Raw genomic sequence first — 19,728 nt, 5'->3', positions numbered from 1 at the left:
TCCGCGGGCGGCGGGGTGCCGTTCGGCTACGACCGGGGCGGCTTCGCTACGGCCGTCTCCGCCTCGTCGGCCAGCCGCACCAGCTCCCCCACCGGCATCGAACCGGCCTCCCGGCGTTCGCGGGCGAAGGTGTTGGCGAGCCGCTGGAGGAGTTCGTTGAGCGGGGTCGGGACGCCGTGGACGCGGCCGAGAAGGGTGATCTCGCCGTTGAGGTAGTCGGCCTCGATGGTGCCGGTGCCGCGGGTGAGGGACTGCCAGGAGGAGCCGCCGCCGCGTGGCGTGCCGGACAGGGGCAGCAGGGTGACCTTGTCGCCGCGTACCGCGCGCTGCTCCTCGACGCTCGCGTACCCGATCCCGGCGGCGTCGAGGACGGCCGCGCCCTCGGCCCGGACCCGGTCGACGAAGGCCAGGGCGGCCTCGCTCTCGACGGGGCCGGTGACCGCCTCGACGGCGTTGGCGAGGTTGGACAGCAGCTTGGCGTACTGCCAGCGGCCCACGTCGGCGGTGACGGGTGCCTCGAACCGCGACTTCTCCAGGTCGGCGGCGATCCGGTGCAGGATCTCGTCGGTGCCGTGCGGGTGTCGGCCCAGGTGCAGGATGCCGGTGAGGGGGCTGCCCGCGGCGGCCACCACGCCGGGTTCCAGGAACGTGGCCGGCAGCCAGACGCAGACGCCGTACACATGCCGGAAGCGGCGCAGGGCCAGGCGTTGGCCCTCCACGCCGTTCTGCGCGCACAGCAGCGGCAGCCGCTGGGCCGCCGTGCCGCCGTCCTCGACCGGGGCCGGGCCCCAGGTCTCCAGCGCGGCCTCCGTGTCCTGCGTCTTCACGGCGAGCACCAGCACGTCGTCGGTGCGGAGCGCGCCGAGTCCGGCCGGTCCGTCCACGACCGGCAGCCGGTACGTGAACTCGCCGTCCGGCACCCGCAGTCGTAGCCCCTCGTCCCGAAGTGCCGCGTGGTGCGCGCCCCGCGCGACCAGTACCACCTCGTGCCCGGCCCCGGCGAGCCGCCCACCGACGGCCCCGCCGACCGCTCCTGCCCCGATGATGATGTAGCGCATGGGAGGAGCCTCGCACAGGGGTGTCGCGCGCCGTCCGGCCGGTCGGTCGGTCGGTCGGTCGGTCGGTCCGCGAACGGCTACTCCCTCTCTACGACAGCCTCGACGGCGGAGTCCCGGTCAGCTACCGGTCATCTCCACCAGCTTGACCACCGTGTTCCAGTTCCGGCTCGTCGCGATAAGCCCCTTGTTCAGCCGCGGCTTCGACAGGTGCTCGGCGAGTTTGGAGCGGCCGAGGCCGTTCGGGGCGTAGAGGTACAGGGCCCGGTCGCCGAGGCGGAACTCCTCCGGGAGGTAGGTGTCGCGGTCGATCTCCGTGTAGCGGTCCTCGTCCACCGGTGCCGAGAAGTAGGTGACGTGGAGCTGCTTGGGTTCCAGTTCGGCGGCCGGGAAGGGGCAGTTCTCGGCGATCGCCCTCAGGTAGGCGTGGTCGCGGACCAGTACGTCGACCGGGAAGGTGAAGCGTTTCTCGATGGCGTCCGCGAGCTCGGCGGCCAGGGAGTCCTCGTCGCCCCGGTCGGTGGTGAACACCGCCTGGCCGCTCTGGAGGTAGCTGCGCACGTCGTCGAGGCCGAGGTCTTCCATCAGGGCGCGCAGGTCGGCCATGGGGACCTTCCGGCTGCCGCCGACGTTGATTCCGCGCAGCAGCGCCGCGTACGTGGTCGTCATGCACACACCCTAGGACGGCCCGCCCCCGCCGACCCCGATCACCGCCCCGCAGACCGGCCGTTAGATGTAAGGGTCATGGTCCTCCCCAGTACGGAGGGCGCGCGGTCCCTTGGGAGGAGCCGGCGGGCCCCGTACTTCACCGGACAGCACGACGAGAAGGCTTTATCCAGCTCATACCTTCGAAGCGAAAGGTGGCGGCAGGGGGCTGCCACCGCTTCCAAGGGGGCATCCCGGCATGGGGACCGTCATGCGGAACGGAGACACACGGGTGCGCGGGCTGGCCGCCCGGGCCGGCGGCTGGAGCGCGCGGCATCGATGGGCCGCCGTCGGGATCTGGGTGCTGTTCGTCGTCCTGGCGATGGGGCTCGGCTCGGCGGCGGGCCGGGTCGACGTCAAGGACAGCGACCAGCTCAAGGACGAGACGCACACCGCCGCGAAGATCATCGAGGATGCCGGGATCGACGAGCCCGCCAGTGAGACGGTGCTGGTCCAGGCGAGGGAAGCGGGCGGCAAGGCCACCGACGCCGATTTCAGGGCCGCCGTCGCCGCGGTCATGAAGGCAGTCGAGGGCACCGGCAAGGTCACGGACGTGACCTCGCCGTACGACACGAACACCATCTCGAAGGACGGCCGCAGCGCGCTCGTGCAGTTCGACATGCGCGGCGAGTCGGACACCGCGGGCGATCGGGTCGAGCCGGTGCTGAAGGCCGTCGAGGGGGTGCAGAAGGAGCACGAGTCGCTGCGGATCGAGGAGATCGGCGGCGCGAGCATGATGAAGACGTTCGACGACGCGTTCGGCGACGACTTCGAGAAGGCCGAGCTGTCCGCGGTGCCGGTGGCCCTCGGCATTCTGCTCATCGCGTTCGGCGCCCTGGTCGCGGCCCTGCTGCCGGTGCTGCTGGCGGTCAGCGCGATCATGGCGACGATGGGCCTGATGGGGGTCGTCAGCCATGTGATGCCGATGAGCGACACCGCCAACTCCGTGATGCTGCTCGTCGGTCTGGCCGTCGGCGTCGACTACTGCCTGTTCTATCTGCGCCGCGAGCGCGAGGAGCGGCAGGCCGGACGGGACTCCCAGACGGCTCTCCGGATCGCCGCCGCCACCAGTGGCCGCGCGATCATCGTCTCGGGCGTCACGGTGTGCGTCGCGATGGCGGGCATGCTGTTCACCGGGCTCGCCGAGTTCGAGGCGATGGGCCTGGCCTCGCTGATGGTCGTCGCGGTCGCGATGGTCGGTTCCGTGACCGTGCTGCCCGCACTGCTGTCGCTGCTGGGCGAGCGGGTCGAGAAGGGCAAGATCCCCTGGCTGCACCCGGAGAGCAGGCTGCGGCGCAAGCGGGGCGGCACGAACCGTGAGAGCCGCTTCTGGACGGCCGTGCTCAAGGCAGTGCTCGCCCGACCGGTCGTCTCGGTCGTCGTCGCCGCCGGAGCGCTGCTCGCCATCGCGGCGCCCGCGCTCGGCATGAAGACCCAGAACCTCACCCTGGACCAGGAGTTCGGCGACTCGCTGCCGATCGTGCAGACGTACAACCGTGTCAACGACGCCTTCCCGGGCGGCACCGAGCCGGCCGAGGTGGTCGTCAAGGCAGCCGACATCAACTCCCCCGAGGTCACCGGGGCGTTGGCCGACTTCAAGGCGAAGGCGATCTCCTCGGGCGCCTCGCGCGGCCCGGTCGAGATCAAGCTGCACGACGCGCAGAACCTCGCCTTCGTCTACGTCCCGCTCGTGGGCGGCTCCGACCTCGACAAGGCCGGCCGGAGCCTGGACACGCTGCGCGACGAGGTCCGTCCCGCCACCCTCGGCAAGGTGGACGGCGTCCAGGCGCCGATCACCGGACAGGTCGCGGGGTCCAAGGACTTCAACGACCAGCTGGCCGGAGCGGTGATCCCGGTCTTCGCGTTCGTCGTGGTCTTCGCCTTCGTGCTGATGCTGCTGTCGTTCCGCTCGCTGACCGTCGCGATCACCTCGATCCTGCTCAACCTCCTCTCGGTGGGCGCGGCTTACGGCATCCTCGTCGCCGTCTTCCAGCACGGCTGGGGCGCGTCCTTGGTGGGTGCGGAGGGTGTGGGCGCGATCATCACCTGGCTGCCGCTGTTCCTCTTCGTGATCCTGTTCGGCCTGTCGATGGACTACCACGTCTTCGTGGTCTCGCGGATCCGTGAGGCACGGCTGCGGGGCCGCAGCACGAAGGACGCGATCCAGCACGGGGTGGTCACCACGGCCGGTGTCGTCACCAGCGCCGCGGTCATCATGGTCGCCGTGTTCGCGATCTTCGGGACGCTGTCCATGCAGTCCATGAAGCAGATGGGTGTGGGCCTCGCGGCCGCGGTGCTCATCGACGCGACGATCATCCGGGGCGTGCTGCTCCCGGCGGTCATGGCCCTGCTGGGCGAGCGCAACTGGTACCTGCCGAAGTGGCTGCACCGGCTGCCTGACCTCACCCACGACGAGGCTGCGGACGCCGTGGTGGCGCCTGCGGCACGGGACGACGAGGGTGAGCGCGTGAGGGTCTGAGAGCCTCGAACCCCCCTGAACTGAGGGCCCGTTGGTCACCGGGGAGCCAACGGGCCCTCTTCTCATGCCCGGCGCGCGGACAGTTCGGCCTCGATGAGGTCGGCCGCCCTGCGGGTGCCGCCCTCCTGGGCCATCTCCGCCTGAACCTCCTTGAGTTTCCCGGCCACTTCGGGGTCGCCAACCAACGCGAGGGCGGCTTCCCGCAGCGCCTCGGCGGTCGCGTCCTCCGTGTCGATCCGCCGGGCGACACCGAGACCCACCAGCATGTCGGCGTTGCCGAACTGGTCCACCGCCTGCGGTACGGCGATCATCGGCGTGGCGGTCGCGAGCCCCTCCTGGCTGCCGCCCGCCCCGGCATGCGTGACGAACAGGTCGGCCTCCTTGAGGATCGCCAACTGCGGTACCCAGGACCGCACTTCGACGTTGTCCGGTACGACGCCCAGCTCGGCCGGGTCCACATGCCTGCCGATCTGGAGCACGAGGTGCCAGCCGGGCAGGTCACCGAAGGCCCTGAGGCATTCCCGGTAGAAGTCGGGCCGCTTGGTGAAGGACGACCCGAGCGACACGAGGGCCACCTTCTCGGCACCGGCCGGCCGCTGCCAGTCCCCCTGGGAGCCGCGGTCGCCCTGGCACGCGCCGACGAAGGTGTACACGCTCTCGTCGACCCGGTCGGCGTTGGGCTGGAGCGCCTTCGGGATCAGCACGAGGGAGCGGTCGGGCCGGCCGGCGAAGGGGTCCGGGTGCAGCTCGACCCCGTTCTCCTTCAGCCAGCCCTCGAAGCGGGCGTAGTAGGCCTGTCCGCGCTCGGTGCTCTTCGGCCCGGCCCACATCGGCTCGGCGACCTCCTCCTCGTAGCCCTCCCAGGCCACGAGGTTCGGGGACAGCGAGATCGCGGGCACGCCCCAGCGGTGAGCCAGGACCCGGGCCGGGTAGGCGGTGATGTCGTGCAGCACGAGATCCGGCTCGTCGCCGTCGTACGCCTCGGCGAGCTGGGGCAGGGCCTGCATCGCGTCGGCGAGGAAGATCTCCACGTGGTCGAGCAGTTCGCTCCCCCAGGCCGCCGGGTCGTCGTCGGGACCGGGCAGCGTCGACTCCCAGAGCCTGGGCTCGGCCCCGGTCTCGGCGACCTTCTCGGCGAACAGCGGCGGAATGGCGTACGTGACCCTGTGCCCTCGCGCCACGAGCTCGCGGATCACTTCCAGGCTGGGGTTCACGTGGCCGTGGGCGGCGACGGAGAACATGGCGATGTGCGAGGGAGTGGTCATGGAGAGAAGGCTAAGCGAGACGAGACGTCTCGTGCAACTTTATTGCCGGAGGACTCATGCCCTGCTCGTGTTCATCGCCGGAGCACTCACCCCGTCAGCACCTCGTGCAACCGCAGCCACCGCTCGGGCGGCACCTCCCCCACGAGTACGGCCCGGTCGAGACCGACACCGCGGAAGGCCGCATCGACCCGGCGCCGGGGGTGGGCCCGGCACAGCGAGGCGTACAGCGAGCCCCCGACGCCCGAGAACCCGAGCTCGACCAGATGCCGCCACCCGTACCCGGCGCCGGACGGGAGAAGCGGCGCAGGGCGGCGCTCGATCCGGATGATCCCGGCGTCGACCCGCGGCACGGGCCGGAAGCTGTACCGTCCGACCCGGCCCACAAGGCGCCAGTCGAACCGGGGCCAGCTCAGAACCGTCAGCAGGGTCCAACTCCCGTAGTCCCCGGTGCGCTTACGGGCGTACTCCAGCTGTGTGAGGAGCGTCGCGTCGGTGAGCGCCGGAGCCCGCAGACACCAGTCGACGATCGCGGCGGTACGTGAGAAAGGCACGTTCCCGGCGACGGAGAAGGGCTCCCGAGGGGGCCGCGCCGCCAGGAAGTCCCCCTCGACGACACGGACTTGGGGCGTGCCGCCCACGCGGGCGTCGAGCGCGGGGACGAGCCGTGCGTCGATCTCGTAGGCGAGGAGCCTGCGGCAGCGCGGCGCGAGCAGCTGCGTCAACGCGCCTTTGCCCGCGCCGACTTCGAGGAGGAGGGGAGGTTCGGCGCGGTCGGGGACGGCCAGTCGGGCGAGCCGTGTCGCGGCCTTGCGGTCGGTGAGGAAGTTCTGCGAGAGCGCGCGAGAGACGCGCGTGGGGCGGGCCATGGCCTGCGGTCCTTGTCTTCCGGAAGCGGGAGAGGGCAGACGAAGGCCCTGACCGGAAGACAGGAGAGTGTGCGCGCGACCAACCCGGCCGCGCGTGATCGGCGATCAGCGACGGCGGACGTGGCTCCCCGGACCGGTCAGGGCTCCGGGGCCACGGCGCTTCCGAGCGGAAGGCGTGAGACCCCGGCCGAGACCGGTGCGAGTGATCGCGTTGTTCGCTGCCACGGACGGAACGCTAGGGCGGTCCCGCCGGCCGGGGCAACAGATTTTCAGCGCTGGTTGCGGGTTGTCGACGCTGGTAGTAGGTCATCGACGCTGGTAGCGGGTTTCAGCGCTGATACCGGGCCAGCACCAGGTTCCCGTCGTCCTCCAGCCGTTCGCGCAGCTCGCCGAGGCCGATCGCGCCGCTGTAGTACTCCTGGAAGGCGGGGGTGGCGACCTTGTCCTTCCACTCCGGGTAGCCCCGGACGGACTGCGCGGGCGCCGAGCGGAGGTGCGCGGCGAGGGCGGTGCCGGTCGCCCAGCCGTCCTTCGCGGTGTGCAGGGCGGGATCGGCGAGGGCCTCGGTTCCGGTCGGCAGCATCCAGTCCCCCAGCGCGAGCCGGACCATGTTCTTCGGCTGGAGGAGGAAGTCGATGAACTCGGCGGCCTCCTTCTTGTGCGGGCAGTCCTCGGCGACGGACAGGGTCTGCGGGCTGACGCCCTGGGTGAGCCCGTCGGCACCGGCCGGGGCGGGCAGCACCTGCCACCGGAAGCCCTTCGGCGCCTGCTGCGCGATCTGCTGACGGTAGGAGAACCCGAGCGGGACCATCGCGTACCGGCCGCCGAAGAAGCCGGGCAGGGTGTCGGAGCCGCCGCTGCCGAGCGTGGTGGGCGAGGCGCTGTGGTCGGTGTTCGCCTGGTCGTGGATGGTGCGCGGCACGGTCTCGTCGGCCTTCTCGAACCGGACGGTGACCTTTCCGTCGGCGCCCCGGTGGAAGAGCTGTCCGCCCGCCGACAGGGACAGGTTGAGGGTGGCGGAGACGGGTTCCTTGAGCGGCCAGGCCACTCCGTACTTGCCGTCACCGCTGAGCCCGTCGGTGATGTGCCGGAACTCCGCCCAGCTCCAGGGGTGTTCGGGCGTGGGGACGCGTACGCCGGACTTCTTCAGCCACTCCGCGTTGGCGATCAGCACCCGGGGTTCCTGGAGGAAGGGCACGCCGTAGACGCCGTCGCCGAAGGTGGCCGTGTCCCAACTCCGTTGCGGGATGTCGGACTTGAGCCTCTGGGGCAGCAGGTCGCTCAGGTCGGCGAGGTAGCCGCCGTACGCGAAGTCGGCGAGGTCGTCGGAGGCGTCGTGGATGATGTCGGGGGCCTCACCGCCCTCGAAGGAGGTGAGCAGCTGGTCGTGGACGCTGTCCCAACTCCCCTGCACGTACTCGACCTTGACGCCGGGATGGGCCGCGTTCCACTCCTTCACGAGTTCCTTGTTGGCCTTGACGGACTCCTCCTGCCAGGCCAGGGACTGGAAGCGGAGGGTGACGGGGCCGCCGTCGGAGGCGGGTGTGCCGGTGCACCCCGCGAGGAGCAGGACGAGTACGGCGATCCATCGTGCGCGCATCAGCTCTTCACCGCCCCGGCCAACATGCCTCCTGTGATCCGGCGTTGGATGATCGCGAAGATGATCAATGAGGGAAGGGTGGCCAGGAAGGCGGCCGCTGCGAGCGGGCCCAGGTCGGCCACTCCCTCGGCGCCGATGAAGTGCGTGAGCACCACCGGCAGGGTCTGCTTCTCCGGTGTCTTGAGCAGGACCAGGGCGAAGAAGAACTCGTTCCACGCGGTGATGAACGCGAACAGCCCCGTCGCCACGAGCCCCGGCGCGAGCAGGGGCGCCGTCACCGAGACCAGGGTCCTGAGACGTCCGGCCCCGTCGACGGCCGCCGCCTCCTCCAGTTCGGTGGGCACGGCACGGACGTATCCGACGAGCATCCACAGCGCGAACGGCAGCGCCCACACGACGTACACCATCACCAGGCCCACAAGGGAGTTGATCAGCCGCAGCTCCTTGAGGACCAGGAACAGCGGGATGATCACCAGCACCAGCGGGAAGGCCTGGCTGACCACCACCCAGCCGGTGGCGGCCCTCGCGAGCCGGGTACGCCGGCGGGCCATGACGTAGGCGAGCGGGGTCGCGATCAGTACGGCGATCACGGCGGCGGCGAGCGCGGCGAGCAGGGAGTTGCCGGCGGCGCGCAGCAGGGGCTGTTCGTCGAAGGCCTGGCGGAAGTTGTCGAGGGTGGGGTCCCGGGGAATCCAGGTGGGGTGCAGACTGCCCAGCTCCCGTGGGGACTTGAAGGCGGTGGAGAGCAGCCAGAGGAAGGGGAAGGCGAGGAAGACGAGATAGGCGAGGAGGGCGGCGTACTGGCCGACGCGGCCGGTGGTGCTGGTCCTCATGCCTCGTCACCTCCCCTGAGCCGGCCCACCAGGAAGACGGCGAGCAGGACGGAGATCACCGCGACCATCACCAGGCCCATCGCGGCGGCGTAGCCGAACTGGCCGTAGCGGAAGGCCTCTTCGTAGGCGAAGAGCATGGGCAGCCGGGTGCGGCCGCCGGGACCGCCGCTGGTCAGCACGTACACCAGGGCGAACGAGTTGAAGTTCCAGATGAAGTTGAGCGCGGTGATCGAGAGCGCGACCGGCCTGAGGGCGGGCCAGGTGACCGTGCGGAAGCGGCGCCAGGCGCCCGCGCCGTCCATCGCGGCCGCCTCGTGGAGTTCGCGCGGGGTGTTCTGGAGCCCGGCGAGCAGGGTGACCGTCGTCTGGGGCATCCCGGCCCAGACGCCGACGACGATCACGGCGGGCAGGGCGGTGGACAGGCCACTGAGCCAGTCGCGGCCGTCGCCGAGGCCTAGGGTGCGCAGGGTCTCGTTGAGGACGCCGGCGTCCGGGTTGTAGACGAGCCGCCACATCACGCCGACGACGACCTCGGGCATGGCCCACGGGATGATCGCGAGGGCGCGGGCGAGCCAGCGCAGCTTGAGGTCCTGGTCGAGGAGCAGGGCGAGGCCGAGCGCCAGCAGGAACTGCGGGACGGTCACCCCGACCGCCCACACGAGTCCGATCCGGAACGACTCCCAGAACAGCGTGTCGTGCAGCAGGTCCTGGAAGTTGAGGCCGCCGATCCATCGCGTGGCCTGGGTGCGGCCGGACTGCGCGTCGGTGAAGGCCAGCAGGATCCCGTAGAGCAGGGGTCCCACGCTCAGCACCAGGATCGGGATCAGCGCGGGCAGCACCAGGAACCAGGCGCCCCGGTCGGAAGGCGGCCGCTCCCCCTGGGCCCGCGGCCCGCCCCGCGCCGACCGCCTCGTCGCGGTCACCAATGTCACGTAATCGGCTCCTTCGCACGGCTCGTGACGGTCCGGCCCCGGCGTGGGCCTCCGTCATGGTCGTGAAGGGGGTATGCGCCGTCAAGGCAGCGCGCACACGGGTCTACCTGTACGAATGCGAGACTGGCCGGTGGATGGCGGGATCACGACGCCGTTCGCGGTGGCGACGCAGACATGGTTCGCGGTGGCGGCACACCGGCATGGACGACATGTATGGACGACATATCAGGACCGGGAGGCCGGACGATGGACGAGGCACAGGCGCGGGACGTACTGGCCGCGGCGGGGGTGCCGCCGGAGCCGGCGCGGCTGCTCGCCCTCGGGGAGAACGCCGTGTTCGCCGCCGGTGACCTGGTCGTCAAGGTGGGCCGCGACGCCGAGCTGCTGGACCGGGCACGCCGCGAACTGGACATCGCGGGGTGGCTGGAAGAGGCGGGGGTCCCCGCGGTCCGGGCCGCCGAACCGAAGGCGCGGCTCGTGGCGGGGCACCCGGTCACGGTGTGGCACCGGCTGCCGGATGCCGTACGACCCGCCGAGCCACGGGATCTGGCCGAACTGCTACGGGTGGTGCACGCGCTGCCGTCCCCGTCCTTCGCCCTGCCGCCCCGTGAGTTGCTGGGAGGCGTGGAGCGCTGGCTGCGGCTCGCGGGGGACGCGATCTCCGCCGCCGACGCGGAGTTCCTGCGGCGACGCCGGGACGGTTTCGCGGGGGCGGCGGCCGCGTTGACGCCCCGGCTCACACCGGGTCCGATCCACGGCGACGCGCTCCCCCGCAATGTCCATGTCGGGCCGCACGGACCGGTCCTCGTCGACCTGGAGACCTTCTCGTCGGATCTGCGGGAGCACGATCTGGTGGTGATGGCCCTGTCCCACGACCGCTACGGGCTCCCGTCCGAGAGCTACGACTCCTTCGTCGAGGCGTACGGCTGGGACGTGCGCGAATGGGAGGGGTGCGCGGTGCTGCGGGGCGCCCGCGAGACGGCGAGCTGCGCCTGGGTGGCACAGCACGCGCCGTCCCGTCCCGAGGCGTTGGCCGAGTTCGAGCGCAGGGTGGCCTCGTTGCGGGACGGGGATGAGAAGGTGCGGTGGTATCCGTTCTGAGCGCTCGGGGGTGGCGCCTGACCGACTACCGCCGCGTCGGACACCGCTGATCACGGGGTCTCCTCCCGGCCCCGGATACTCCTCGCGGCGCGGCCCAGTTCCGTCAGTACCGTGCGGACCGCTGTGCGGGCTGTTCTCTCCGGGCGGTACAGGGCGTCGATGTGGCGGCTCGCGTGCACTCCGGTGAGGGGTCTGAGGACCAGGGCGGGGTGTGGGCGTACCGTCCAGCGGGGCATCAGCGCGAGGCCTCCGCCGGCCGCGACCACCTCCGCCGCCACCGCGAACTCGTTGATGCGGTGGGCGAGACGGAGACGGCGGCCCGCCGCGGCGGCGACGGCCTCGACGACCGCCAGGACCGGGAAGCCGTCGTGGACGGTGATCCACGGCTCATCGGCCACGTCTGCCGGCGTCACCCGGCGTTTCGCGGCGAGGGGGTGGTCGGCGGGCATGGCCACGTCCAGGGGTTCGCGCAGCAGGGTCGTGGCGGTGACCGTGGGCGGCCAGGGCGGGGCATGGTCCAGGCGGTGGGCCAGGACGATGTCGTACTCGCGGGTGAGGCGGGGGAAGTCCTCCTGCTGGACGTCCTCGTCGGAGAGTCTCGGCACCGGGCGGCCAGGGCCGGTCAGGGCGCCGAGCAGCAGCGGGAAGAACGCCGCGCCCGCGCTGTGGAACGCCGCCACCGACACCTCGCCGCCGGGCCGGGCCACGAACTCCTTGACCGTGTGCCGGGCCCGCGCGAGCGCCGTCTCGACCTCCACCGCCGCGCCCGCCAGCGCCTGCCCGGCGTCCGTCAGCACCAGGCGCCGCCCGTCACGCTCGGTCAGCGGCACCTTGACCGAGCGCTGGAGCAGTCTCAGCTGCTGCGAGATCGCCGACGGGGTCACCAGCAGCGCCTCGGCGACGGCGGTGACGCTGCCGAGCTCGCCGAGTTCCCGCAGGATCCGCAGCTGTCTCTCGTCCATCCCTACAGTGTAGGAGCGCTAAAAGATCCTTTAAGAAACTGGTTCTGGGCTTCAGAGACAGGTCGGTGCAGGGTGGGCAGGTGTCCGACGCCCGCCGTACCGACTCGGTACTCCTGCTGGTCGCGATCGTCTGGGGTTCGAGTTATCTCTCCGCCCAGACGGCGACCGCCGCTCTCCCCGTCCTGCTGGTGCTCTTCGCCCGCTACGCCCTGTCCGCGCTCGCCTGCCTGGGAGTCGTCGCCGCCGGGCGAGGACCGCGCCGGTGGACCCGCGAGGAACTCCGGGCCGGACTGCCCCTGGGGCTCACCCAGGCGGCCGTCCTGGTCGTGGAGACGTACGGCGTCGCCCACACCAGCGCCGCCAACGCGGGGCTCATCATCAGCCTGACCATCGTCCTCACCCCGCTCCTCGACCGCACCGGTCACCGAGGCGGCCTGCCTCCCGTCTTCTACGCCGCCGCCGGTGTCTGCGTCCTGGCGGTCGCGCTCCTCATGGCGGGCAACGGCTTCCACGCGCCCCGCCTCGGTGACCTGCTGATGCTCGGCGCCGCGGTCGTGCGGGCGGGCCATGTGGCGCTGGTCGGCCGGCTCACCGCGGGCCGGGCGATACGGCCGCTGCACCTCACCTCCGTGCAGACCCTCGTCGGCACGGCCCTGTTCCTGGTCCCGGCCGCGCGCGACCTTCCCACCCTGGCCCGTGCCGACGCGGCCACCTGGACGCAGCTGCTCTATCTCGCCCTGTTCTGCAGCGTGTTCGCCTTCCTCGCGCAGACCTGGGCGGTGCAGCGCACCTCGGCCAGCCGGGCCAGCCTGCTGCTGGGCACGGAGCCGATCTGGGCCGCCGCGGTGGGCGTCGGTCTGGGCGGCGAGCACTTCACGGCGCTGACCGGGCTGGGGGCGGTGCTGATGGTCGCCGGCACGTACTGGGGCCAGGCCGTGGAACGCGCCCACCGCACAACCACCCTGCCCCGCACCGCGGTTCAGCCCACCGAGGAGGACATCCGATGCCCGGCCAGGACTCCCCCGACAACACCGCCGACACCGCCGACACCGCCGTCCACGACGCATGCCCTGTCGGTCGGGTTCAGCGATGCCGGTACCGCCGAGCGACCGGACCGCGGGTGGCGTCGGTCGCGTGTGCCCCGCTGCTGAGCCCGGCGCCGGAGTGACGCTCGCTCACACCGTCTCGTCCGCCGGCTCCCGCAGCGGCCAGGTGCCGTCGACCACCGCTGTCTCGTCGCCCTTGCGGCGCAGGAACTCCTGGAAGTCCGCCGCCCATTCCGCGTACCACTCGATCTGGCGGCGGTGCAGTTCCGCCGGGCCGAAGGCGGCGACCTTGGGGTGGCGGGCGGCTATCGCGCAGGCGAGCCGGGCCGCGGCCAGGGCGTCGGCGGAGGCGTCGTGGGCGGCGTCGAGCGCGATGCCGTACTCGGTGCAGACCGCTTCGAGGTTGCGCTTGCCGCGGCGGTAGCGGTCCACCGAGCGGTCGATGGTGTACGGGTCGATGACCGGGGCGGGGTCGAGGCCGCCCAGGCGCTCCCGCAGCGACGGCAGGTCGTGGCGGCGCAGTTCGGCGGCGAGCAGACTCAGGTCGAACGCGGCGTTGTACGCGACGACCGGCACGCCCGTCTTCCAGTAGGTCGTCAGGACGTCGGCGATCGCGTCGGCGACCTGGTCGGCGGGGCGGCCCTCGGCGGTGGCGCGCTCATTGCTGATGCCGTGCACCGCGACGGCGTCGGCCGGGATCTCCACGCCCGGGTCCGCCAGCCACTCCCGGTGTCCGATCGGCTGCCCGTCCCTGACCTCGATCACGGCTCCCGTGACGATGCGCGCCTCGCGCGGATCGGTGCCGGTCGTCTCCAGGTCGAAGCCGATCAGCAGCTCTCGGTGCCAGCCCATGGGCGGTCCCCCTTCTTGGTGGTGCTTTCCCCCAGTGGTCTCCACCATCCCATGCGCCACTGACAATCAGAGGACCGCGTTCCGCTTACCGCCGCCCCCCTCCGGGACAGTTCAGGACACCGGACGCGAATCCACCCAGTTCGTCTCGAACTCCTCGCGGTAGGTCGGGAAGAGGCCGCTGTCGTCGACGTCGCCTGCCTTCACCAGCCGGTTGCCGTTGCGCAGCACGAGCACCGGTGCCTCCATCCCCCGCGACCGGCGCAAATAGGACTGCACGACCGCTATGCCGTCGGTGCCGTCGCCGTCCACGAGGTAGGCGGAGAAGCGCGGGGTGTCGTCGTAGACCTGGATCTCGAAGGCGCCGGGGTCACGCAGCCGCGACCGCACCCGGCGCATGTGCAGGATGTTCATCTCGACCGCGCGGCTCAACTCGCCCCGCTTCATGCCCAGTTCCCGCTCGCGCCGCTTGACCGCGCTGGAGGCCGGGTTCAGGAACAGCAGCCGCACCCGGCAGCCGGCCTCGGCGAGGCGGACCAGCCGGCGGCCGGAGAAGTTCTGCACGAGGAGGTTGAGGCCGATGCCGACGGCGTCCAGGCGGCGGGCGCCGCCGAAGATGTCCTCGGCGGGGAACTGCCGCAGCAGCCGCACCCGGTCGGGGTGCACGGCGACCACGTCGGCGTACCGGTCGCCCACCAGGTCCTCGACGGCGTCGACGGGCAGCCGCCGCGCGGAGGGCACGTCACCTCCGGCGCCGAGTATCTCCAGGAGCTTGGCGGAGGCGCGCTCGGCCTGGCCGAGGACGGCCTCGGACAGGGCCCGGTTGCGGGAGACGACGTTGCGCGTCACCTCCAGCTCGTCCAGCGCGAGTTCGACGTCCCGGCGCTCGTCGAAGTAGGGCTCGAAGCACGGCCAGTGCTGCACCATCAGCTCGCGCAGCTGCGGGAGCGTGAGGAAGCTGAGGACGTTGTCATCGGCCGGGTCGAGCAAGTAGCCCTTGCGGCGGCTGACTTCGCGGACGGCGACCGCGCGCTGGACCCACTCCTGTCCGGCCGGTCCGGCAGCGGCGACGACCCAGTCGTCGTGGCCGTGGACCGGTTCGTAGATGGGGCGCAGAACAGCGGCCACGACGGCGCGCAGCCGCTGTTCGACGAGGTTCAGCCAGATGTAGGCCCGGCCGGCCCGCTGCGCGCGCGTACGCACCTCACGCCAGGCCTCGGCGTCCCAGTCCAGCTCCGGCCCGATCGTCGCCCCCGCGTCCATCGGCCGTGCCAGGGACACCGTGCCGGGCGGGACGTCTGCGGAGTTCCCCTCGTGACCCTCGTCACCAGGGGGCAACTCCAGCCCTCCCGAGCCCACCCGCGCACCGCCTTCCGCTCCCCCGAGCATCCCCCGGGGGGACTGCCCCACCCAACGATCAAGGAAGGGTACTCCGGGAGCGGTCGGCGGTGCAGCCGGATGGACAGGGTCAATCTCAACTACCGGGCTCCCAGTGACCGTTCTGCCCCGCGAGCTCGGCCGGAGTGAGCGGATTCATAGCCGTGACGTCCCTCGGGGCGATGGAGAAGCCCTGCCAGTGGACCGGCATCGGCTGCTGGTCCTCGTCCCGGGCGATGTGGTGGAAGCCCACGTTCATCCAGACGACGGGGTGGGTGAGCGTCTGGCCGTTGACCCACTTGTCGACGGAATTGCCCGCTCCGGCGGCGCAGTTGCCGGTGTTGTTGCTGGCGAACTGCTCGCACTGGTTGTACTCGGTGAAGTACACGTCGTGCTTGGTGAAGCTGCGGCCCGGGTACTTGGTGCTCGGCCCGGGGACGATCTCGTACGACCGCGGGTGCCAGTCGGCGTTCTTGCCGGTCGCGCTGACCATGCGCCACCAGCGGTAGCTCTTGGCGTCGCCGGCGAGTTCCTTGGTGACCTTGGTGCGGGTGGTCTTGGTGGTAGGCGCCTGCTGGCCCTGGGCGGGGGCGGCGACCGTGGAGTCGTACTGCTCGACGGTGTTCTTGGAGGAGCCGTCGAGGGCGAAGTCGAGCCGCCAGAAGGCGTTGTGGCTGTGGCTGGTGGCCTGGGCGCGCGGGCCCTTGCCGATGGGCCAGCCGCGGCCGTCGCCGGCGTCGTAGTCCTCGTAGGAGAGGCTGCCGGTCGCGCCGAGGTTCATGGTGATGGTGCCGTCGTCCTGGAAGCGCCACTCGGTCATGTACTCGTACCAGCCGACCTGGTTGACCGAGTAGACGAGCAGGTCCTTGCCCTGGGCCTGGTAGACCTTGTTGGCGCTGTCGCCCTGCATGCGGTAGGCGTGGCCGCGCGAACGGGTCGTGGTGCACAGGCCGTTGACGTTCGGGTGGTCCGGGTCCCAGGAGTCCGGGACCTTGACGCTCTTGATGGTGCCGCCGGGACACTCGCCCGGGTCCAGGTTCATCAGGCCCTGGGCGAAGCCGAAGCCCGTCAGGTCGTCGTACTCGACGCTGCCGTCGTCGTAGGGGACGTGGATCTGGCCGAGCCGGGCGCTGTTGAGGACCTTGATCGGCGCGCTCTCGCCCTTGGGCTGGTAGGAGATGTTCTCCAGGGTGAGGCCGGCCTTGCTGTCGTAGCGCCAGCACATGCGCCAGGTGGTGCCGCTGGAGAGCTTCTGCTCGATCTTGTAGGCGGTGCTGCACTCCGCGGCCGCGGCGGCGGCCTTGGGCTGTGCGGCGGCCGGTCCCGCACCGGTGGTGACACCGGCGGCCAGCGCGGCCACGGACACACCGATCGCGGCGTGCGTGCGGGCGCGGCTGATTCTGTTGACACGCATGAAGAAATGACTCCCTTGCGGAAGGAGCAAGTGGGAAAAGTGGACGGAGGGGGCGGTTCAGCGACCGAGCTTGGCGACCTTGCGGGCGCTCAGATCGATCACGAAGGACCTGGCATCGATCCAGGGGCCGTTCTTCACCTTCGGGAACAGCCGCACGCAGCGGTGTTCGCCGCACTTGTCGAGCGTCGCGGGCTGGCCGCCCGGGATCGCCCGGTACACCGCGCCGGTGAGCAGCAGCTGGTCGGGAGAGGTGAGTTCCTTGCTGGTGGCGTCCTTGTAGTCGGACTTGAGGTCCGCGCCGAGCGGGTCGGCGATCAGCAGGGTCGCCGCCTCCGCGTACTCGGCGCTGCTCAGCGGCGGCTGAACGCCGTGCTGGGTGCCGGTCGCGACGACCTTGCCGGTGGCGATGTCGACGGTCTTGGTGACGAGGGTGTCGTCCCGGTAGTCGTAGAACGTCACGTCCGCGCGCCGGGGCGCGTTCGGGTCGTCCAGTTCGCCGGCCTTCGGGTCGGCGAGGTCGACGGTGAGCCGCTCGGGGCCGCGATCGCCCTCCACGTCCTCGGTGGTGTTGAACATCTGACGGCTGACGGCGAGCTGCTCGACCCGCTTCATCTCGTCGTCGGTGAGCGGGTCGCGGCCCTTACCCTTCTCGCCCTCGGCCGGGGCCTGTTCGACCACACCGGGCGCCACCGCCCCGCTCTGGCCCTCGCCCTGGCCCGCCGGCGCCGCGGACTGCGCCGCGCCGCCCTTGCCGCCACCTGAGTCGTCCGCTCCCGCCGTGCCCGGCAGGGTGATCCCGATCATCACGGCGGTCCCGGCCACCGCGATGGCCGCACCTGCCACCACCTTGCCGAGGTGGCGGTGCACTATCTCGCGCACATCTTCCCCCTACTCCCCGGGCAACTCCGGGAGTACGTGTCAGCCCCAATGGATTCGGCACAGACCGATCCTGTGATCGGCCTGTGCACTGGTCGCACGGTAAGAGGGACGTAAGTCATAGGTGGTTCCATCACTTTCGGGGACACTCGAGGCCAAGGCGCCCCACGCGGCGCGGGACAGCTGAAAGAGTCGTTCCATGCAGGTCTGGCCTGGAGAGGCGTATCCACTCGGTGCCACGTACGACGGCGCCGGGACCAACTTCGCGGTCTTCACGGAGGCCGCGGACCGAGTAGAGCTGTGTCTGCTGCACGACGACGGCTCGGAGACGGCGGTGGAACTGCGCGAGAGCGACGCGTTCGTCCGGCACGCGTATCTGCCCGGGGTGATGCCCGGACAGCGCTACGGCTTCCGCGTGCACGGCCCGTACGCCCCCGAGCGCGGTCAGCGCTGCAACTCGGCGAAGCTGCTGCTCGACCCGTACGCGCGTGCGATCAGCGGTGCCGTCGGCTGGGGCGAGGAGGTCTACGGCTACCACTTCGACGCCCCCGACGAACGCAACGACCTCGACTCTGCGCCGCACACCATGACGTCGGTCGTGGTGAACCCGTACTTCGACTGGGGCGACGACCGGCGGCCCCGGATCGGCTACCACGAGACGGTGATCTACGAGGCGCACGTCAAGGGCCTCACCATGCGGCACCCGGGACTCCCCGAGGAGCTGCGCGGCACGTACGCCGCCCTCGCGCACCCCGCGATCATCGAGCACCTGGTGGGGCTCGGCGTCACCACCCTGGAGCTGATGCCGGTCCACCAGTTCGTCAACGACCACCGCCTGGTCGACATGGGCCTGAACAACTACTGGGGCTACAACACCATCGGTTTCTTCGCCCCGCACAACGCGTACGCCTCCTGGGGCGACCGCGGCCAGCAGGTCCTGGAGTTCAAGTCGGCGGTCAGGGCGCTGCACGAAGCCGGGATCGAGGTCATCCTGGACGTCGTCTACAACCACACCGCCGAGGGCAACCACCTGGGCCCGACGCTGTCCTTCAAGGGCCTCGACAACGCGTCGTACTACCGCCTCACCGACGATCCCCGCTACTACATGGACACCACGGGCACCGGCAACTCCCTGCTGATGCGGTCCCCGCACGTCCTCCAGCTGATCATGGACTCGCTCAGGTACTGGGTCACCGAGATGCACGTGGACGGCTTCCGCTTCGACCTCGCGGCCACCCTGGCCCGGCAGTTCCACGAGGTGGACCGGCTGTCGTCGTTCTTCGACCTGGTCCAGCAGGACCCGGTGGTCTCCCAGGTGAAGTTGATCGCCGAGCCGTGGGACGTGGGCGAGGGCGGCTACCAGGTGGGCAACTTCCCGCCGCTGTGGACCGAGTGGAACGGCAAGTACCGCGACACCGTACGGGACCTGTGGCGGGGCGAGCCGCGCGCGCTCGCGGAGTTCGCGTCCCGGCTGACCGGTTCCTCCGACCTCTACCAGGACGACGGGCGCCGCCCGCTGGCCTCCATCAACTTCGTGACCTGCCACGACGGGTTCACCCTGCACGACCTCGTCTCGTACAACGACAAGCACAACCAGGCCAACGGCGAGGACAACCGCGACGGCGAGAGCCACAACAGGTCCTGGAACTGCGGGGTCGAGGGCGACACCGACGACCAGGACGTGCTGGCCCTGCGCGCCCGCCAGATGCGCAACTTCGTCGCCACGCTGATGCTGTCCCAGGGCGTGCCGATGATCAGCCACGGCGACGAGGTCGCGCGCACCCAGCGCGGCAACAACAACGCCTACTGCCAGGACAGCGAGCTGGCCTGGGTGGGCTGGCCGGAGTCCGCGGACGAGGAGGGGCTGGGCAGCGAGCTGCTGGCCTTCACGCGCGCGATGGTGTGGCTGCGCAAGAACCATCCGGTCTTCAGGCGCCGCCGCTTCTTCCACGGGCGGCCGGTGGAGGGCACCCACGACGAGCTGTCGGACATCGCCTGGTTCACCCCCGAGGGCAAGGAGATGGCCCAGCGCGACTGGGACCGGGCGCAGGCCTCGGCGCTCACGGTGTTCCTCAACGGCAACGCGATCTCCGAGCCCGGCACCCGCGGCGAGCGCATCGCCGACGACTCGTTCCTGCTGATGTTCAACGCCTCGCCGAAGACGCTGGAGTTCGTGGTGCCGGTGAACCACGGCCGGCAGTGGCAGGTCGTCGTCGACACCGCGCGCGCGGACGGGGTGCGGCCGGACACCGGGGCGAAGGTCAAGGCCGGGGACCGGCTGACGCTGGTGGACCGCAGCATGACGGTGTTGCAGCGACCCGTGTAGGGGGCACATGGAGCAGGCGATGACACGAAAGGCGGCAGGGCG

15 protein-coding genes and 1 pseudogene are annotated in these 19,728 nt (G+C 70.9%); 4 read left to right on the top strand and 12 right to left on the bottom strand.

What is annotated here, in order from left to right; all coding sequences use genetic code 11:
• Positions 1–26: 26 nt before the first annotated feature.
• Complete coding sequence (locus tag G3I78_RS02225) at positions 27–1,058, bottom strand: 2-dehydropantoate 2-reductase N-terminal domain-containing protein (protein ID WP_164420995.1); 1,032 nt, start codon at positions 1,056–1,058, stop codon at positions 27–29.
• A 117-nt stretch (positions 1,059–1,175) separates the two neighbouring features.
• Positions 1,176–1,724 (bottom strand): DUF1697 domain-containing protein, encoded by a 549-nt coding sequence (locus G3I78_RS02220; RefSeq protein WP_164420994.1) that lies wholly within the window; start codon positions 1,722–1,724, stop codon positions 1,176–1,178.
• A 247-nt stretch (positions 1,725–1,971) separates the two neighbouring features.
• Between G3I78_RS02220 and G3I78_RS02215 the strand changes: the two genes are divergently transcribed.
• Positions 1,972–4,239 (top strand): MMPL family transporter, encoded by a 2,268-nt coding sequence (locus tag G3I78_RS02215; RefSeq protein WP_164420993.1) that lies wholly within the window; start codon positions 1,972–1,974, stop codon positions 4,237–4,239.
• A gap of 62 nt (positions 4,240–4,301) precedes the next feature.
• On the opposite strand, the pseudogene mgt reads toward G3I78_RS02215, so the two are convergent.
• The 5 genes and pseudogenes from mgt to G3I78_RS02190 all read right to left on the bottom strand — a co-directional run bounded on the left by mgt (position 4,302) and on the right by G3I78_RS02190 (position 9,735).
• Positions 4,302–5,562 (bottom strand): annotated as a pseudogene (gene mgt, locus G3I78_RS02210) (macrolide-inactivating glycosyltransferase).
• A gap of 28 nt (positions 5,563–5,590) precedes the next feature.
• Positions 5,591–6,370 carry an ErmE/ErmH/ErmO/ErmR family 23S rRNA (adenine(2058)-N(6))-methyltransferase gene (gene erm, locus G3I78_RS02205; protein WP_164420991.1) on the bottom strand — a complete coding sequence of 260 codons (780 nt, stop codon included), beginning with the start codon at positions 6,368–6,370 and terminating at the stop codon, positions 5,591–5,593.
• 328 nt (positions 6,371–6,698) lie between these two features.
• Positions 6,699–7,970 (bottom strand): sugar ABC transporter substrate-binding protein, encoded by a 1,272-nt coding sequence (locus G3I78_RS02200; RefSeq protein ID WP_164420990.1) that lies wholly within the window; start codon positions 7,968–7,970, stop codon positions 6,699–6,701.
• Entirely contained in the window at positions 7,970–8,803 is an 834-nt protein-coding gene (locus G3I78_RS02195) for a carbohydrate ABC transporter permease (protein WP_164420989.1), read from the bottom strand. Before G3I78_RS02195 ends, G3I78_RS02200 begins: the two co-directional genes overlap by 1 nt.
• Positions 8,800–9,735, bottom strand: coding sequence for a sugar ABC transporter permease (locus tag G3I78_RS02190; protein WP_164420988.1), 936 nt, complete (start codon positions 9,733–9,735; stop codon positions 8,800–8,802). Before G3I78_RS02190 ends, G3I78_RS02195 begins: the two co-directional genes overlap by 4 nt.
• A gap of 246 nt (positions 9,736–9,981) precedes the next feature.
• Here G3I78_RS02190 and G3I78_RS02185 point away from each other — a divergent pair, with 246 nt between their 5' ends.
• Complete coding sequence (locus tag G3I78_RS02185) at positions 9,982–10,836, top strand: aminoglycoside phosphotransferase family protein (RefSeq protein ID WP_164420987.1); 855 nt, start codon at positions 9,982–9,984, stop codon at positions 10,834–10,836.
• Positions 10,837–10,886: 50 nt separating this feature from the next.
• Here G3I78_RS02185 and G3I78_RS02180 read toward each other — a convergent pair whose 3' ends face one another.
• Positions 10,887–11,798, bottom strand: a complete 912-nt coding sequence (locus tag G3I78_RS02180) for a LysR family transcriptional regulator (RefSeq protein ID WP_164420986.1) — start codon at positions 11,796–11,798, stop codon at positions 10,887–10,889.
• Between the two features lie 80 nt (positions 11,799–11,878).
• Between G3I78_RS02180 and G3I78_RS02175 the strand changes: the two genes are divergently transcribed.
• The gene (locus tag G3I78_RS02175) at positions 11,879–12,949 is read left to right on the top strand and encodes a DMT family transporter (protein WP_343243631.1); all 1,071 of its coding nucleotides are present in this window, start codon (positions 11,879–11,881) and stop codon (positions 12,947–12,949) included.
• Positions 12,950–12,973: 24 nt separating this feature from the next.
• Here G3I78_RS02175 and G3I78_RS02170 read toward each other — a convergent pair whose 3' ends face one another.
• The 4 genes from G3I78_RS02170 to G3I78_RS02155 all read right to left on the bottom strand — a co-directional run bounded on the left by G3I78_RS02170 (position 12,974) and on the right by G3I78_RS02155 (position 17,363).
• A complete protein-coding gene (locus G3I78_RS02170) occupies positions 12,974–13,696 on the bottom strand; it encodes a 3'-5' exonuclease (protein WP_164420985.1) in 723 nt (240 codons plus the stop codon).
• 111 nt (positions 13,697–13,807) lie between these two features.
• Positions 13,808–15,082, bottom strand: coding sequence for an SAV2148 family HEPN domain-containing protein (locus tag G3I78_RS02165; RefSeq protein ID WP_164421346.1), 1,275 nt, complete (start codon positions 15,080–15,082; stop codon positions 13,808–13,810).
• A gap of 85 nt (positions 15,083–15,167) precedes the next feature.
• Positions 15,168–16,484 carry a copper amine oxidase gene (locus tag G3I78_RS02160; protein WP_164420984.1) on the bottom strand — a complete coding sequence of 439 codons (1,317 nt, stop codon included), beginning with the start codon at positions 16,482–16,484 and terminating at the stop codon, positions 15,168–15,170.
• Positions 16,485–16,541: 57 nt separating this feature from the next.
• The gene (locus G3I78_RS02155) at positions 16,542–17,363 is read right to left on the bottom strand and encodes a Tat pathway signal sequence domain protein (protein WP_164420983.1); all 822 of its coding nucleotides are present in this window, start codon (positions 17,361–17,363) and stop codon (positions 16,542–16,544) included.
• Positions 17,364–17,559: 196 nt separating this feature from the next.
• Here G3I78_RS02155 and glgX point away from each other — a divergent pair, with 196 nt between their 5' ends.
• Complete coding sequence (gene glgX, locus G3I78_RS02150) at positions 17,560–19,686, top strand: glycogen debranching protein GlgX (RefSeq protein WP_164420982.1); 2,127 nt, start codon at positions 17,560–17,562, stop codon at positions 19,684–19,686.
• Positions 19,687–19,728 lie beyond the last annotated feature (42 nt).

The sequence above is a fragment of the Streptomyces sp. SID13726 genome, assembly GCF_010548375.1.
GTDB lineage: Bacteria > Actinomycetota > Actinomycetes > Streptomycetales > Streptomycetaceae > Streptomyces.
The sequence above is the reverse complement of the archived record's forward strand: the minus strand, read 5'-3'. Positions and strand labels throughout refer to the sequence as shown.

Excerpts from the sequence above, each read along its gene's own strand:
- G3I78_RS02225 (WP_164420995.1), bottom strand. The coding sequence starts at position 1,058 with ATGCGCTACATCATCATCGGGGCAGGAGCGGTCGGCGGGGCCGTCGGT.
- G3I78_RS02220 (WP_164420994.1), bottom strand. The coding sequence starts at position 1,724 with ATGACGACCACGTACGCGGCGCTGCTGCGCGGAATCAACGTCGGCGGC.
- G3I78_RS02215 (WP_164420993.1), top strand. The coding sequence starts at position 1,972 with ATGCGGAACGGAGACACACGGGTGCGCGGGCTGGCCGCCCGGGCCGGC.
- erm (WP_164420991.1), bottom strand. The coding sequence starts at position 6,370 with ATGGCCCGCCCCACGCGCGTCTCTCGCGCGCTCTCGCAGAACTTCCTC.
- G3I78_RS02200 (WP_164420990.1), bottom strand. The coding sequence starts at position 7,970 with ATGCGCGCACGATGGATCGCCGTACTCGTCCTGCTCCTCGCGGGGTGC.
- G3I78_RS02195 (WP_164420989.1), bottom strand. The coding sequence starts at position 8,803 with ATGAGGACCAGCACCACCGGCCGCGTCGGCCAGTACGCCGCCCTCCTC.
- G3I78_RS02185 (WP_164420987.1), top strand. The coding sequence starts at position 9,982 with ATGGACGAGGCACAGGCGCGGGACGTACTGGCCGCGGCGGGGGTGCCG.
- G3I78_RS02180 (WP_164420986.1), bottom strand. The coding sequence starts at position 11,798 with ATGGACGAGAGACAGCTGCGGATCCTGCGGGAACTCGGCGAGCTCGGC.
- G3I78_RS02170 (WP_164420985.1), bottom strand. The coding sequence starts at position 13,696 with ATGGGCTGGCACCGAGAGCTGCTGATCGGCTTCGACCTGGAGACGACC.
- G3I78_RS02165 (WP_164421346.1), bottom strand. The coding sequence starts at position 15,082 with ATGCTCGGGGGAGCGGAAGGCGGTGCGCGGGTGGGCTCGGGAGGGCTG.
- G3I78_RS02160 (WP_164420984.1), bottom strand. The coding sequence starts at position 16,484 with ATGCGTGTCAACAGAATCAGCCGCGCCCGCACGCACGCCGCGATCGGT.
- glgX (WP_164420982.1), top strand. The coding sequence starts at position 17,560 with ATGCAGGTCTGGCCTGGAGAGGCGTATCCACTCGGTGCCACGTACGAC.